Origin of the sequence: Vibrio sp. Isolate34, assembly GCF_022397915.1 — a bacterium.
Lineage (GTDB): Bacteria > Pseudomonadota > Gammaproteobacteria > Enterobacterales > Vibrionaceae > Vibrio.
Window position 1 is genome coordinate 114,604 of sequence record NZ_JAKEUO010000003.1, and the last position, 13,806, is coordinate 128,409.

12 protein-coding genes are annotated in these 13,806 nt (G+C 47.2%); 4 read left to right on the forward strand and 8 right to left on the reverse strand.

Going from position 1 to position 13,806, the window contains the following annotated elements; all coding sequences use genetic code 11:
• The 4 genes from L1D22_RS05080 to puuE all read right to left on the reverse strand — a co-directional run bounded on the left by L1D22_RS05080 (position 1) and on the right by puuE (position 3,175).
• Complete coding sequence (locus L1D22_RS05080; protein ID WP_239828926.1) at positions 1 to 561, reverse strand: ureidoglycolate lyase; 561 nt, start codon at positions 559 to 561, stop codon at positions 1 to 3.
• 14 nt (positions 562 to 575) lie between these two features.
• Positions 576 to 1,562 (reverse strand): allantoicase, encoded by a 987-nt coding sequence (gene alc, locus L1D22_RS05085; protein WP_017069066.1) that lies wholly within the window; start codon positions 1,560 to 1,562, stop codon positions 576 to 578.
• A 153-nt stretch (positions 1,563 to 1,715) separates the two neighbouring features.
• Positions 1,716 to 2,231 (reverse strand): 2-oxo-4-hydroxy-4-carboxy-5-ureidoimidazoline decarboxylase, encoded by a 516-nt coding sequence (gene uraD, locus L1D22_RS05090; RefSeq protein WP_239828927.1) that lies wholly within the window; start codon positions 2,229 to 2,231, stop codon positions 1,716 to 1,718.
• 23 nt (positions 2,232 to 2,254) lie between these two features.
• Positions 2,255 to 3,175 (reverse strand): allantoinase PuuE, encoded by a 921-nt coding sequence (gene puuE, locus L1D22_RS05095; RefSeq protein ID WP_239828928.1) that lies wholly within the window; start codon positions 3,173 to 3,175, stop codon positions 2,255 to 2,257.
• Between the two features lie 426 nt (positions 3,176 to 3,601).
• Here puuE and uraH point away from each other — a divergent pair, with 426 nt between their 5' ends.
• From uraH to L1D22_RS05115, 4 genes are all read left to right on the forward strand, one after another.
• Complete coding sequence (uraH, locus tag L1D22_RS05100; protein ID WP_061033007.1) at positions 3,602 to 3,955, forward strand: hydroxyisourate hydrolase; 354 nt, start codon at positions 3,602 to 3,604, stop codon at positions 3,953 to 3,955.
• A gap of 251 nt (positions 3,956 to 4,206) precedes the next feature.
• A complete protein-coding gene (locus L1D22_RS05105) occupies positions 4,207 to 5,550 on the forward strand; it encodes an NCS2 family permease (RefSeq protein WP_017065002.1) in 1,344 nt (447 codons plus the stop codon).
• A gap of 225 nt (positions 5,551 to 5,775) precedes the next feature.
• Positions 5,776 to 7,227, forward strand: a complete 1,452-nt coding sequence (locus L1D22_RS05110; protein WP_210473432.1) for a nucleobase:cation symporter-2 family protein — start codon at positions 5,776 to 5,778, stop codon at positions 7,225 to 7,227.
• A 161-nt stretch (positions 7,228 to 7,388) separates the two neighbouring features.
• Complete coding sequence (locus L1D22_RS05115; protein ID WP_239718515.1) at positions 7,389 to 8,750, forward strand: 8-oxoguanine deaminase; 1,362 nt, start codon at positions 7,389 to 7,391, stop codon at positions 8,748 to 8,750.
• A gap of 96 nt (positions 8,751 to 8,846) precedes the next feature.
• Here the strand turns inward: L1D22_RS05115 and L1D22_RS05120 are convergent, their stop codons facing one another.
• From L1D22_RS05120 to L1D22_RS05135, 4 genes are all read right to left on the reverse strand, one after another.
• The gene (locus tag L1D22_RS05120) at positions 8,847 to 10,283 is read right to left on the reverse strand and encodes an amidohydrolase (protein ID WP_239828929.1); all 1,437 of its coding nucleotides are present in this window, start codon (positions 10,281 to 10,283) and stop codon (positions 8,847 to 8,849) included.
• Between the two features lie 269 nt (positions 10,284 to 10,552).
• Positions 10,553 to 11,161, reverse strand: coding sequence for a TetR/AcrR family transcriptional regulator (locus L1D22_RS05125; protein WP_239828930.1), 609 nt, complete (start codon positions 11,159 to 11,161; stop codon positions 10,553 to 10,555).
• Between the two features lie 164 nt (positions 11,162 to 11,325).
• Entirely contained in the window at positions 11,326 to 12,636 is a 1,311-nt protein-coding gene (locus tag L1D22_RS05130) for a glycerate kinase (RefSeq protein ID WP_239828931.1), read from the reverse strand.
• Between the two features lie 260 nt (positions 12,637 to 12,896).
• On the reverse strand, positions 12,897 to 13,793 hold the full coding sequence (locus L1D22_RS05135; RefSeq protein ID WP_239828932.1) for a 2-hydroxy-3-oxopropionate reductase: 897 nt from the start codon (positions 13,791 to 13,793) through the stop codon (positions 12,897 to 12,899).
• Positions 13,794 to 13,806: the final 13 nt, after the last annotated feature.

The following is a 13,806-nucleotide window of genomic DNA, read 5'->3' on the forward strand; positions in this document are numbered from 1 at the left end:
TCACAACGCTTTAGCTAAGCGCTGCTCTTCCTTGTTGTCTTCCGTTGGCAGATCGTCCAAATGCAATGCCACTCGATCGTTCTCGAAATAAACTTCATCACAGTTGTGTCCTTCTCCGCCTCTATCGACGATCAAGAACTGGTCTTGATCGGTGAGCGCGAGAACTGGGTGATGCCACACCCCTTTGTGATAGTTCACTCCTTGACGGCCGTTGCTCAAGAAAGCTCGGCTATTGGCTAACGTTGGGTTATCGCCTTTTGGTGCAACAACAATTAAATAGGGTTGACCAAGTAATGGAACGAATGCCTGAGAGCCAAGTGGATGACGCTCTAACATTTCGATGGTCAGTGGGTAGCTCAACGGTGTGGCCTGGAAGATGCTGATGATCGCTTCTCCGTCTTGGTCTTGCACATCCGTTGTCGCTAGCTTGTGGTAGCGACGTGTTGATCCACTGTTGATCATGAAGAAATCACTATTATCGGACTCAATAACATCGCCAAACTCTGCAAAAGCCTGCTTGGTTAACGGTTCGATAGATAAACGACGTATTCCATTACTCATACTCATTTCCTTACCTATTTCGCTTTCGTACCAAATAGACGCAAACGGCTGATACCACCATCTGGGAATATGTTTGCACGTACGTGGGTAATCGCACCAAGGTCGTTTACCTCAGAAATGAATTCGTGAATCTCGTGCGCTTGCAGCTTTTGAGCAGGCAGCAGTTCACGCCAAAATAGGCTTTGTGTTTCCACTTGATCGTCGGTACCACCTTTCACGTAAGCCGCTTGAATTGAGCAGCTGTCTGGGTAGTTACCTTTGAAGTGTGCCGTATCCACAACGATACGTTCGATATTACCTGGATGGCCTAGTGCCACGATTACCCAGTCGTTACCCGGTGTACGACGACGTGCTGTTTCCCAGCCATCACCCATGTTTTCACCGCGGCCTGGGCCTAAGATGTTGGCTTTGTTACCGTAATGCTCATCGCTACATGCGAGTGCTCGGCCACCGTGTTCAACGGCTGCTAGGTCGACTTGTTGCTGAGAGTCTATTGCGTCCCAATCAACACTTGGTCGGCCATAAACACGTAGACGTGCGACACCACCGTCTGGGTAGATGTTCAAACGTAGGTGCGTAAATACTTGGTCACTTTCGATGTCTTCAAGATGATGATGATCACCTTGTAGTGCCATTGAAGGCAGAATTTCTTGCCACTCTGTTGAGTCTGTTGGCTCGCCTTGTGGTGAATAACACGCGTCAATTGATGCCGAAGGTGGGAAGTTACCTGTGAAGAATGAGGTATCAATATCAACGCCAGCAATGGTGCCAGCTAGGCCAAGGCGAACGACACAGTAATCGTAACCCTCACCGCGTTTGCGTCTGCTTTCCCAGCCGTCCATCCACTTGCCGTTATCATCGTATAAGTCGTCTTTCCACTCTGGTGCTGCGTGGCTGAGTAGACGGCTTTTATCTGCGAAAAAATCGTCGGTTGCGAAGATAGCTTCTGCACCGAGTTTTTCGTCTGCAAGGTTTATGTACTGTTCAAATTTATGGGTCATGTCCGTGTAATCCTATGAAATTAATCAAGTAATAATAAAATGAGAACTTAGTGGCTCGGGCTTTATTCAATAAGGCTTTGATAAATAAGTCTCTGACAAATCAAACCTTTAGCGCACTAAGACTGGGCTGAGATAGCTGTCAACTCCGTTAACTTACATATCCCAGAGACGAAACATCGCGATCTTGTTGATCTCTTGAATCGCCGTAGCAAACTCAGTTTCACTATCATTTCCTAATCGCATCTCGAACGACTCAAGAATTTGGTAACGATTGGCTCCCTTCACCGCCATGATAAAAGGGAAATTGAAGCGACTTTTGTAGCTGTTGTTGTAAGAAGTGAATTTTTCAAATTCTTCGGCGTTGCACTGGTCGATGCCCGCCCCCGCTTGTTCTTTGGTCGACGACTCAGTAAGTTCGCCGTTTACTGCTGCTCTGCCTGCTAAATCTGGGTGAGCGTTGATCAAAGCCAACTGTTTGCCTTGGTCGGCATTTAACAAGGTTGATGCCATTTTTAGATGAAGATTCTCAATATGATCATCTTCGGCATTCAAACCTTGGTCATACACCGCCTCAGCAACCCATGGGCTGTGTTCGTACACATCAGCAAAGTGCGCGACAAAAGTGTCACGGCTCATGGTTGTTGGTTGGCAAGATCGAAATTCAGTCACGTTAAGCCTCCTTGCTGTTCGTTCTAATTTTGTTGTTCGTTGTATGGGTGATGTTGGTGCCAGTGGTTCGCGATATCGATTCGGCGACATAGCCACACGCTGTCATGCTGTTTGACGTAATCTAAGAAACGTCTTAATGCAGCAATACGACCGGGACGACCAATAAGACGACAATGCAACCCAACCGACATCATTTTCGGTGCGGTTTCGCCTTCCATATAAAGGGTGTCAAACGTGTCTTTTAGATATTGGAAGAACTGCTCACCCGAGTTGAAACCTTGCGCGGTTGAGAAGCGCATGTCGTTTACATCGAGTGTGTAAGGGATCACCAGTTGTGGCTGACCGGTTTCGGTGTGCCAATAAGGCAGGTCATCGTCATAGGCATCTGAGTCGTAAAGGAAGCCACCTTCTTCTGCAACTAAACGACGAGTATTTGGCCCCGTTCGACCGGTATACCAACCTTGTGGGCGCTGACCGGTCACTTGTTGGATGATCTCAATCGCTTTGGTCATGTGGTCGCGCTCTTCTGACTCATCAATGTATTGATAGTCTATCCAGCGATAACCGTGGCTACAGATTTCGTGACCCGCTTCGACCATGGCTTTCGCTACGTCTGGGTGACGCTCAATTGCCATAGCGACCGCAAACACAGTCAGTGGGATTTCATATTCATCAAACAAGCGAAGAACACGCCACACACCCGCTCGGCTACCATACTCATAGATGGATTCCATGCTGATGTGACGTTCGCCTTTGATCGGCTGTGCTGACGGGATCTCTGAGAGAAAGGCTTCAGATTCGTCGTCTCCATGTAACAAACAACGCTCACCGCCCTCTTCATAGTTCAATACAAAAGAAACCGCGACGCGCGCATTACCTGGCCATTGAGGGTTTGGAGGGTTAGCTCCGTAACCGATCAAATTTCTTGAATAATCCTTATTCATCCAAGTACTCCTAACATAAGTGGTTGGCTTAGCCGCTGTTTAGCTGGTTCATCAATATGATTCTTCTATTGGTGATTCCGCTATTGGTTATTTCAAAACCGAGCAACCTTACCCCTGTACATTTATTGTATACAATTATTTATCTCAATGTAAAGATTTTGTTATTCAAGTTAAATTTAGATGTTTTTACAATTTAAAAACAACAACTTAATAAATCACAACCTCACCAAAAAACGATAATTAGGATCTATAAAGTCAGAAAAAAAGACACAATAGTTAACATTTTTCCAACAATTCGCTTTACTAATTGTGTACAGTTCGTACATAGTTAGTGATAACAAAGTGACCAGTTGCACTCTTTTGCAAGGTCGATATGGACAAACAAACCACGGAACAGAGGAGCGCCAAAAGCGCTATTAAAGGACTATGGGAAGATTAACAACACACGTATTAGACACCACACACGGCTTGCCTGGCGCAGAGATCAAGGTAGAGCTTTATAAGGTAAACGAAGACTCAACAGAAAAGCTGGCGACCGTGCTCACCAACTCAGATGGCCGAACCGATGCGCCGATTCTGGCTGGGAATGATTTCCGACCAGGGAAATATCAATTGGTGTTCTATGTAGCCGACTACTACAAAAGCAAAGGTGTGGAATTGGATGGTGTGCCTTTCCTAGACGATGTGGTGATTCGTTTCGGCTTGGATGATCCCGATGCGCACTACCACGTTCCGCTTTTAGTCTCACCATACAGTTTCTCGACTTATCGGGGCAGTTAGTCCCGACGCTTAGAATCCCGATCTAGGCTCAATCACCCAATAACAAACAGATTCATGCGTGATGTGTGCACCCCAAAAGGTGTGCACTCACTAAACACGCTCATATAAAAATACTAACAACGTTATTAGTTAGAAGTTGATGACTAGAGAACAGATAACTAGAGAAATAACGGCTAGGAAAACCTTAAAACTTAATATTGAAATCTCGCTGTATTCAATAAATGGATCACAACATAAAAGGACTTGCAGACATGAGTGAGAGTAAAACAGAAATACTCAACCAAGATGCGAACAACGGAATTTTAGAGAAACTCTTTAAGATTAAGGCACACGGAAGCAGCGTAAAAAATGAGTTAGTCGGCGGTGTCACCACCTTCGCGACCATGGCTTATATCATCTTCGTTAATCCACAAATCATGGCCGCTTCAGGCATGGATGCAGGGGCAGTATTTGTCGCTACCTGTATTGGTGCCGCGATTGGTTGTTTGTTAATGGGCTTATTTGCTAACTGGCCTGTCGGCCTTGCACCGGGTATGGGCTTGAATGCGTTCTTCTCGTTCACAGTAGTAAGCGAGATGGGTTACAGCTGGGAAGTGGCGCTGGGTGCGGTGTTTATCTCCGGTATCTTGTTTGTCGGGATGAGTTTCTACAAAGTCCGCCAATGGATCATCGAGAGTATTCCTGAGAGCTTACGCTATTCCATGACTGCGGGTGTTGGTCTGTTCTTAGGTCTAATTGGCTTAAAAACAGCGGGTATCGTCGTCGAAAACCCAGCAACTTTGGTTTCACTAGGTGACTTCACCAAACCAGAAGCTCTGCTTGCTGCGATTGCATTCTTGATCATTGCGGTTCTGAGTGAGCGTAAAGTGTTTGGCGCGGTGCTTATCGGTATTTTGAGTGTAACGCTGGTCGGCATGATGCTTGGCCTAGTTCACTACGATGGCTTCTTCGCTGCGCCACCAAGCCTAGCTCCTACCTTTATGGCAATGGATATCGCGGGTGCACTGAATGTATCGATGATCAGCGTTATCTTGGCTTTCCTTTTTGTAAACATGTTCGATACCGCCGGTACATTAATGGGCGTGGCTGAGCGTGCAAATCTGACCAATCCTGAAACGGGTAAGATTGAAGGCCTGAGCAAAGCACTGAAAGCCGACAGTATTTCAAGCGTGGCAGGTGCATGTGTGGGTTGTCCGCCAGTAACCAGTTATGTAGAGAGTGCAGCCGGTGTTGCAGCAGGCGCACGTACTGGCCTTTCAGCAATCGTGGTTGGTGTATTGTTCTTAGCGGCAATTTTCCTATCACCGCTTGCAGGCATGATCCCAGCTTACGCAACGTCTGGCGCTCTTATTTACGTTGCATTCGTGATGATGAGCAGTATGCAGCACGTTGACTGGAAAGACTTTACCAACGGCGCACCTGCTGCAATCACAGCACTGATGATGCCACTGACCTTCTCTATCGCGAATGGTATCGCACTGGGTTTCATTACCTACACAGTGCTTAAACTGGCGACAGGTAAAACCAAAGATGTGTCTATCTCGATGTACTTCCTAGCGGCTATTTTCATCGCCAAGTTAGTGTTCATCGGCTAACCCTATTGCTCCTGAGCAGTCATTTCTTGATTGCTCACAACGTTGCTTGGCTCGTTCGCAAGCCAAGCAACAACATGATTTTTAAGAAAGCTAATTGCATTGATGACGAGAGAGCAGAATCCCTACCGATTCAGTGCACCTTTTTTATGACCCTACGCAGTTTGTAGAAGTCATTATTTGACCGCCAATCGCCTGTAAATGGAAACGCAGGCAGAGGAATATCAAATGAAACTTCTGTACACCCTTAATGAAAGACCGCCTCATGGGCTAACCCTTCTACTTGCTTTACAGCATATGCTCGCCTCGATTGGTGGCATCGTCGCTGTCCCTCTTATTGTCGGCGCCTCTATCGGCTTACCTAACACAGAGATCGTCTCACTGATCAATGCGGCGCTATTGGCGTCTGGTATTGTGACTGTCGCGCAATGTCTTGGCTTTGGCCCTGTTGGAATTCGATTACCCGTTGTTATGGGCTCAAGCTTTGCCTTTTTAGGTGTCGCTATCTCAATCGGTAACGAAGGTGGTGTCGCTGCCATTATGGGCTCGGCGCTTATCGGCTCGTTTGTGGTCATTGGTGCCAGCTTCTATATGGACAAGGTTCGCAAGCTGTTCCCAACCGTGGTAAGTGGTGTGGTGGTTACCCTAATCGGCTTAACCATTTTACCGGTTGCCATGAACTGGGTCGGAGATTCTCCAGCCAACACGGAACAATTCGCCACGCTACCTAAACTGTTTCTCGCACTGGTCTCTTTGGGGATCGTGATTGGCGTATCGGTTTACTGTAAAGGCGCGGTTGCGGCCTCCGCTATCGTGATTGGCCTAGCAGGTGGTTACATTGTGGCGCTCTCGCTCGGCATGGTCGACCTTGAACAGATCAGCTCTGCTGCTTGGGTCGGTGGTCCTGAACCTTTCAAATACGGTTTTACCTTTTCTGCGAGTGCCATCATCAGCATGAGCTTGGTGTACATCGTGGTTATCGCGGAAGCAACTGGCGACTTCATGGCACTTGGCAACAACTGCCAAACCCAAGTCAGCGGTAAAGATCTAAAACGTGGATTACTAGGCGATGGCCTTGGCAGCACCTTATCTTCGATTTTAACAGCGATGCCACTAGCATCATTTAGCCAAAACGTTGGTATTGTTGGTATCACTGGTGTTGCAAGTCGCTATGTAGTAGCTGCAACAGGTGGTTTGCTAATTTTAGGCGGTTTATTCCCGAAATTAGCCGCAATTGCCGTCACGATCCCTAAACCCGTATTAGGCGGCGTGGGCTTTGTGATGTTCGGAATGATTGCTTACGCGGGTATCCGCATGTTGATCAAAGCCGCAGACACCAAGCGAAATGCCTTGGTAATCTGTGTAGGGTTGGCATCTGGTTTGGCTGTAACATTCGAGCCAAGATTGTTGCAACACTTACCGCATGATTTGGCAAACTTCCTGCACTCTGGCATTACGACTGGCACCATCATGACGGTTGTTCTTAACCTTGTATTGCCGAAGTCTTCACGTGCAGAAGAGCAAGAAGCGTTAGCCGAAAGCCAAGCGCAGGTTGAGCTAGAAATGAAAGAACAAGCTGAAGAAGAACTACACTCAAACGAGCAATCAGAGATTCAACAAGCAACAACAGAAACTGACGTTCAAACGGCATCAGAAAACCCTGAGCCAAAAACGAACTAGATGAATCGCTAATTAGCGTAAAACCGATTTCCGTAGAATCACGGGCGTAACGAAAACACTGAATATTTCATCGCCCTTGATTCGAATTTATCTTTCAACAACAAATACCAAATAAAGACCCTCTTCCCTGAAAAGGCTGAGATGGCTAAGGACTACTATGAATGGAAACCATCTGGATTAAGAATCCTCTCGCAATCTACACTGGCTCACACGCTGATGCAGAAGGCGGTATTGTCATTAAAGGTAATAAAATCATTGAGCTGGTTGGCAAACACAAAGAACCAACCTTACCCGTAGATTACAGCGTCGACGCCTCTCGTCATGTTGTGACTCCTGGGCTTATCAATGCGCACCACCACTTCTACCAAACCCTAACGCGTGCCTACCCCGGCGCACTCAATAAAGAACTCTTCCATTGGCTACAAAGTCTCTACCCGGTTTGGGCGAACCTCGATTCTGAAATGATGAGCCTCGCTACAGAGCTAGCATTGGTCGAGTTAATGATGTCGGGCTGTACTACCGCATCCGATCACCATTACTTGCTACCTAATGGGCTTGAGCACGCCATCGATTTGCAAGTCGAGGCGGCAGAGAAGCTAGGCGTAAGAGCGATATTTACGCGTGGTTCAATGAGCCTAGGGGAAGATGAAGGTGGGCTACCTCCAAGACACACCATTCAAACCGAACAAACCATCATTGATGACAGCCAGCGCTTGATTCGTGATTACCACCAGCGTGATGAAGGGGCGATGATTCAAATCGCTCTTGCGCCTTGTTCGCCGTTCTCGGTCACTACGGATCTAATGAAAGAGACCGCCAAGATCAGCGAGCGTGAAAACGTAATGATGCACACGCACTTATGTGAAACGCTCGATGAAGAGGATTTCTGTATTGAGAAGTTTGGCCTGCGCCCTGTCGATTACCTAGAAGATGTGGGCTGGCTCAACGAACGCACGTGGCTCGCTCATGGTATTCACTTCAATCCAGAAGAGATCAAGCGTTTGGGCAAAGCAGGCATTGGCATCAGCCACTGCCCGACTTCCAACATGATGTTGGCTTCTGGTATTTGTAAGAACAACGATCTTGAAGCCGCTGGCGTAAAAGTCGGACTGGGTGTGGATGGTTCAGCCTCGAACGACGGTTCTAACATGATTGCCGAAGTACGCATGGCAATGTACTTACAACGCCTGCAATACGGTTCGGCAAACGTATCTCACTTCGACGCACTGCGCTGGGCAACCTCAGGGTCTGCTGCTGCAATGGGCAGAACGGACATTGGTACGCTGGAAGTTGGTAAACAAGCCGACATCGCGATGTTCAAACTTGATGACATTCGCTTCTCTGGCAGCCACGATCCACTGGCAGCACTGCTGCTCTGCGGCGCTCAACAAGCAGATAAAGTGATGGTTGCAGGTAAGTGGCGCGTCAACGATGGCGCTGTGATTGGCGTAGACATGGAGCAACTAATGCACCGTCATCACGCTGCTGCAATGAAGCTTGGTAAGCTGGCGATGAATAATTAGATACACTCTATCTGAACTGGAAAAACACAAAAGGCCGACATTATGTCGGCCTTACTTATTAATCCACTCTATTCGACTTTAGAATCAGGGTATATCCTAATCCATCAAGCTCTTCGACTTAATCGCCTTCTTGGAAAGCTCTTTGGCAAAGGCTTTGATGTCAGTTTCAAACTCATCAACGCTTTGGCGGATTTCATCCAGTTGAACGGTTTGCATCACACGGTTTTCCATTACGACTTGGCCATTAACAATAGTCGTGTCGATATTGCTTGGGTTCGCTTGATAAACCAAGGTTGCGTATGGGTCGTAATTTGGCATCATATTCGCCGATTGTGTCTCTACAATCACGATATCCGCTTTTTTACCGGCTTCAAGAGAACCGATTTGGTCTTCCATGTGTAGAGCTTTTGCACCACCTAATGTCGCCATCTCAATCACTTGCTCAGGAATCATGATGGTACGGTCAGAATGCTTTAAACGTTGCATGTTTGCGGCGTAACTTAGGGTACGCATGATATCGACTTGGTTCGAGCTCATAGGGCCATCTGTGCCTAAACCAATTCGCATATCAGCACGGTACATATCCCACGCAGGTGCAATTCCCGTCGCGCCTTTAGCGTTCGCCATTGGGTTATATGAGATGCCCGCATCGGCCTGTTTCAATAGCTTTTGGTCGTTCTCTGACAGATGGATACCGTGAGCAATCACTACACGCTCATCCAGAACACCGATCTCATCCATGTATTCGACAGGCGATGTCGCTTTGGTTTCGTCTTTGATGCGCTTTTCTTCATTCGGAAATTCAGCAACATGAATCAACACGGGTACATCATATTGAGCAGACAGTTTATTGATTTCTTGTAGCTTATCTTTGCTCACTGTGTACACCGCGTGTGGCGCATACGCAGGCGTGATTAGCTCATCGTTTTTGTACTGCTCGATAAAGCCCTTGGCATACTCGATGCCGCCATAAGGTTCTTTGGCATCAACCACAGGGAATTTAATCACGGTTTCACCCAGCACGGCGCGCAGGCCGATTTCTTTGGTCGCCTTAGCCATTTCATCCATGTGGTAATACATGTCAGCGTAAGTTGTAACACCACTTTGCGCTAATTCGATGCTGCCTAGCTTAGTCGCGTTGTAAATCAGTTCACGGCTTAGCTTTTCTGCTTCAAGCGGGAAGAAGTAAGCGAATAATCGGTTGGAAATACCCTCTTCGCCTAGGCCGCGAAACGCAATCATAGGAAGGTGGTTGTGAGCATTGACCATGCCAGGCATAACAATGCCATCTTGAGCATCAATCACCTTTTCAGCACGGTATTGAGTAATCAAGTCCTCATTACCCACCGCGATGATCTGGTCGTTTTTCACAACAACAACGCCATCTTCAATCACATCCATTTCAGAGTTGATCGTCAGGACTTGTCCATTAGTGATAATCAGATCGGCGTTGTATGTTTGAGTTGCTACTGTCGAACCACAGCCAGCCAGTAAAACGGCGCTGATGGTGCATGCCAAGCTTTTAAGCGTCATTGCTAAACCTATATGTTGTGCGTGTAATATTGTTAGAGGCTTCACTTTGGTGCTCTGAGCTATTCGCTTTTAAGACCAGTAAATGTCGCCGAATTTTGCGACACTATACCCTTATCTTTAAATAAAATGGCATACCAAATCGAGCCGAATTCAAGAGAAATAAGTAATTGCACAACAGGTCACAAAAAGTAGCTTTACACTAGTCGTTACTGCTGTACAAAAACAAAAAAGGCCTGCAATCGCAGACCTAGATAAACCTTCAAATACCGTTAACTTTTCACTCCACACCCTTTAATCACTAGCTGGGTGATGAACTCCGCGGCATCGGCATAGTCTTTGTCATCGAGCTTATCTTTCTGCATCACGCTGCAAATCTGCCAGCCAAAATCGGCGTAGGTTTGGGTTGCCGCCCAGATGGTAAACATCAGGTGGTGCGCTGGTACGTCATCCATTAAGCCTTGTGCTGACCATGTCGAGAACTTATCAAGGATCATCTGGGATTGCTTATACAGTTCGTCACCAATCTCTTTCGGAAGTACTTTCGCGCCGGACATCACTTCATTTGCAAATACCATAGAAGCGTGTGGATGGTCGCGTGAGATGATTAACTTAGTTTGAATATATTGAGATAAAGCTTCAACGGGATCGTTCAGCTCTTCAATAGGGCGAGAGGCTTCAAGTAACGGCTGCGTGACGGTTTCGAGCACTGCACTGTAAAGCTTGTCTTTCGAGCTGAAATAATAGAATACGTTAGGTTTGGGAATGTCGGCCGCTTTTGCGATATCCGCCATTTTTGTTGCGGCGTAACCATGAGTAGCGAATTGTTCACACGCGACCTCGATGATTAAATCTTGATTCTTTTGCCTGATCCTAGACATAGTACTTCCTTTACAGCTCATTACTTAAACCATAGTAATCAACGAGCTTCATTAGTCCAGAAGAGAATCTCAGAACTCGAGGTCACCGCATTGATAGCAATAAAATGGTCGTTTTTATGTGCAGAAGAACGACCATTAAACAGTGTTTTTTCAAACTGTTCAGATTAAAGAATCAATATCGCTCTGAAGTCGTTAACATTAGTGAGCGTAGGCCCCGTCGTAAGTAACACGCCCGTTTGCTTGAAAAAGTCATAACTATTGTTGGCATCTAAATAGTCATCAGCTTTAAGTGACAAGCGCGTGCCTTCTTGCCATGTTTGTGGGGTTATCCATGCCCCAGCATTGTCTTCCACACCGTCAATACCGTCCGTATCAGCGGCCAAAGCGAATATGTTGTCCTGTCCTTTTAGCTCGTTATACAAACTTAAAAGGAACTCACAGTTGCGCCCGCCACGACCATTGCCTTTTACGGTTACCGTGGTTTCGCCACCTGAAAGCAATACACAAGGAGTCTCGAATGGATGCTTATTATTAGCGACTTGTTTAGCTAATGCTGCGTGCACCTTCGCCACTTCTCTCGCCTCCCCCTCAATGCAATCACTCAGCACATAAGCGGGGATACCCAAACCTTCGGCTTCTGCAGCAGCAGCTTCTAACGCTGACATTGGGGTCGCGATAATATGATGATCGGCGTTCTTCCAACAGGCATCATTTGGCTTAACGGTTTCTGACTCTGGATTATTTAGCCATTCAAATGCCGAGCATGGTGTTTCTATTTGGTAGCGTTCTAAGATTGCCATCGCATCAAAACGCGTGGTGGTGTCGGGAACAGTTGGTCCCGATGCAATCACACTGATGTCATCACCCGGCACATCCGAAATCGCCAATGACACCACTCTTGCTGGATAGGCTGCTTTGGCAAGTCGGCCGCCCTTTATCGAAGATAGATGCTTGCGCACACAGTTCATCTCATCAATGGCTGCGCCAGATTTAAGCAGTGCTTTGTTGATTTGTTGCTTCTCTGCCAAGCTAATATCACCACCGGGCAAGCTAAGTAATGCAGAGCCACCTCCAGACAAGAGACATATTACGGTGTCGTCTTCACTGAGGTTACTCACCAACTCCAACATGCGGTGGCTGACTTCCAATCCCATCGCATCTGGAACTGGGTGCGCCGCTTCAATCACCTCGATGTACTCACATGGCGCGAGGTGTTCATAACGAGTCACCACCAAACCTTCTAAATCACGTAGCGCAAGGTCTTGCTGTTGCTTGGCTTGCCAGACGGCTTCCAATTCAGCGGCCATCGACGCGGCTGCTTTTCCTGCTCCTATAACGACAGTTCGTCCAGCTTGGTTAGCAGAGCGATAGAATATGTCTTGAGGAAGAAAAGGTTCGATGTGGTTTTTGGGTAGAGCCTGATTTACAGCACTTGAGAAAAGGGTTTGCAGAAACTGCTTAGCATCAATGTCCATCAGCCACTCCTTAGTTGACGGAGAAAAAAAGAACCCCAATACAAGGCGAAAGGGTGCCTGCTAAGATCAAGTTGGAAAGGAACAACTTCAACCTTTGCCTCGTATCAGGAACGCGTATAAAAGGAGACGAAACTACGCGATTTATAAACAAACTGTTTGAAACTGGTGGGCTAACTCATTGACGTGCTGTCGAGGTGCAAAGTAGATTCACGATTCGACATGACATGCGATGCTAACCCGAATTCATCATTAAAAAGAGATTAGCGAATTGAGTGATCAGAACGTTTCTCTATCGCTTGGATAAGCGCAGAGTGGTCCCAACCTTCACCGCCCATCTCGGCACACTCGCCAAACAACTCTTGAGCATTAGCCGTATTCGGCAGTGCAACCCCAAGCTCTTGTGCGCCCGTGAGCGCTAAGTTGAGATCTTTTTGATGAAGCGAGATTCTAAAGCCCGGGTCAAAGGTGCCTTCAACCATTCGCTCACCGTGCACTTCAAGGATCTTAGAGTTGGCAAAGCCGCCTAATAGCGCCTGACGAACTCGCGCAGGATCAGCACCGGCTTTTGATGCAAACACCAGTGCTTCAGAGACCGCTTCAATGTTCAGTGCAACGATGATCTGGTTAGCCACTTTACACGTTTGGCCTGCACCGTTATCACCTACCAGCGTGATGTTCTTACCCATGATTTCAAACAGTGGGCGTGCTTTATCAAAAGCATCTTGCTCACCGCCCACCATGATAGTTAGCGCGGCATTGATCGCGCCCACCTCACCACCTGAAACGGGAGCATCTAGGTATGAAGCACCGCCTTCATTAATACGTGCTGCAATGGCTTTCGTCGCGATAGGCGAGATTGAACTCATATCGATAACTATCTTGCCCGTTGCACCACCTGCAGTAAGACCTTGCTCGACACCGTTATCACCAAACAGTACCGCCTCTACTTGAGGCGTGTTTGGCACCATAAGAATGATGACATCCGCTTGCTCTGCGGCTTCGGCTGGGGAATGACAAACCGTCGCGCCTGCCGCAACCAACTCGGCAGGAGCAGCGTTGAAATGATCCGACAGAATCAAATCATGACCCGCTTTTTGAAGGTTACTCGCCATCGGTTTACCCATGATGCCAGTTCCGATAAATGCAATTTTAGACATGTTGTTCTCCTTA

Excerpts from the sequence above, each read along its gene's own strand:
- L1D22_RS05080 (WP_239828926.1), bottom strand. The coding sequence starts at position 561 with ATGAGTAATGGAATACGTCGTTTATCTATCGAACCGTTAACCAAGCAG.
- alc (WP_017069066.1), bottom strand. The coding sequence starts at position 1,562 with ATGACCCATAAATTTGAACAGTACATAAACCTTGCAGACGAAAAACTC.
- puuE (WP_239828928.1), bottom strand. The coding sequence starts at position 3,175 with ATGAATAAGGATTATTCAAGAAATTTGATCGGTTACGGAGCTAACCCT.
- uraH (WP_061033007.1), top strand. The coding sequence starts at position 3,602 with ATGGGAAGATTAACAACACACGTATTAGACACCACACACGGCTTGCCT.
- L1D22_RS05105 (WP_017065002.1), top strand. The coding sequence starts at position 4,207 with ATGAGTGAGAGTAAAACAGAAATACTCAACCAAGATGCGAACAACGGA.
- L1D22_RS05110 (WP_210473432.1), top strand. The coding sequence starts at position 5,776 with ATGAAACTTCTGTACACCCTTAATGAAAGACCGCCTCATGGGCTAACC.
- L1D22_RS05115 (WP_239718515.1), top strand. The coding sequence starts at position 7,389 with ATGGAAACCATCTGGATTAAGAATCCTCTCGCAATCTACACTGGCTCA.
- L1D22_RS05120 (WP_239828929.1), bottom strand. The coding sequence starts at position 10,283 with ATGACGCTTAAAAGCTTGGCATGCACCATCAGCGCCGTTTTACTGGCT.
- L1D22_RS05125 (WP_239828930.1), bottom strand. The coding sequence starts at position 11,161 with ATGTCTAGGATCAGGCAAAAGAATCAAGATTTAATCATCGAGGTCGCG.
- L1D22_RS05130 (WP_239828931.1), bottom strand. The coding sequence starts at position 12,636 with ATGGACATTGATGCTAAGCAGTTTCTGCAAACCCTTTTCTCAAGTGCT.
- L1D22_RS05135 (WP_239828932.1), bottom strand. The coding sequence starts at position 13,793 with ATGTCTAAAATTGCATTTATCGGAACTGGCATCATGGGTAAACCGATG.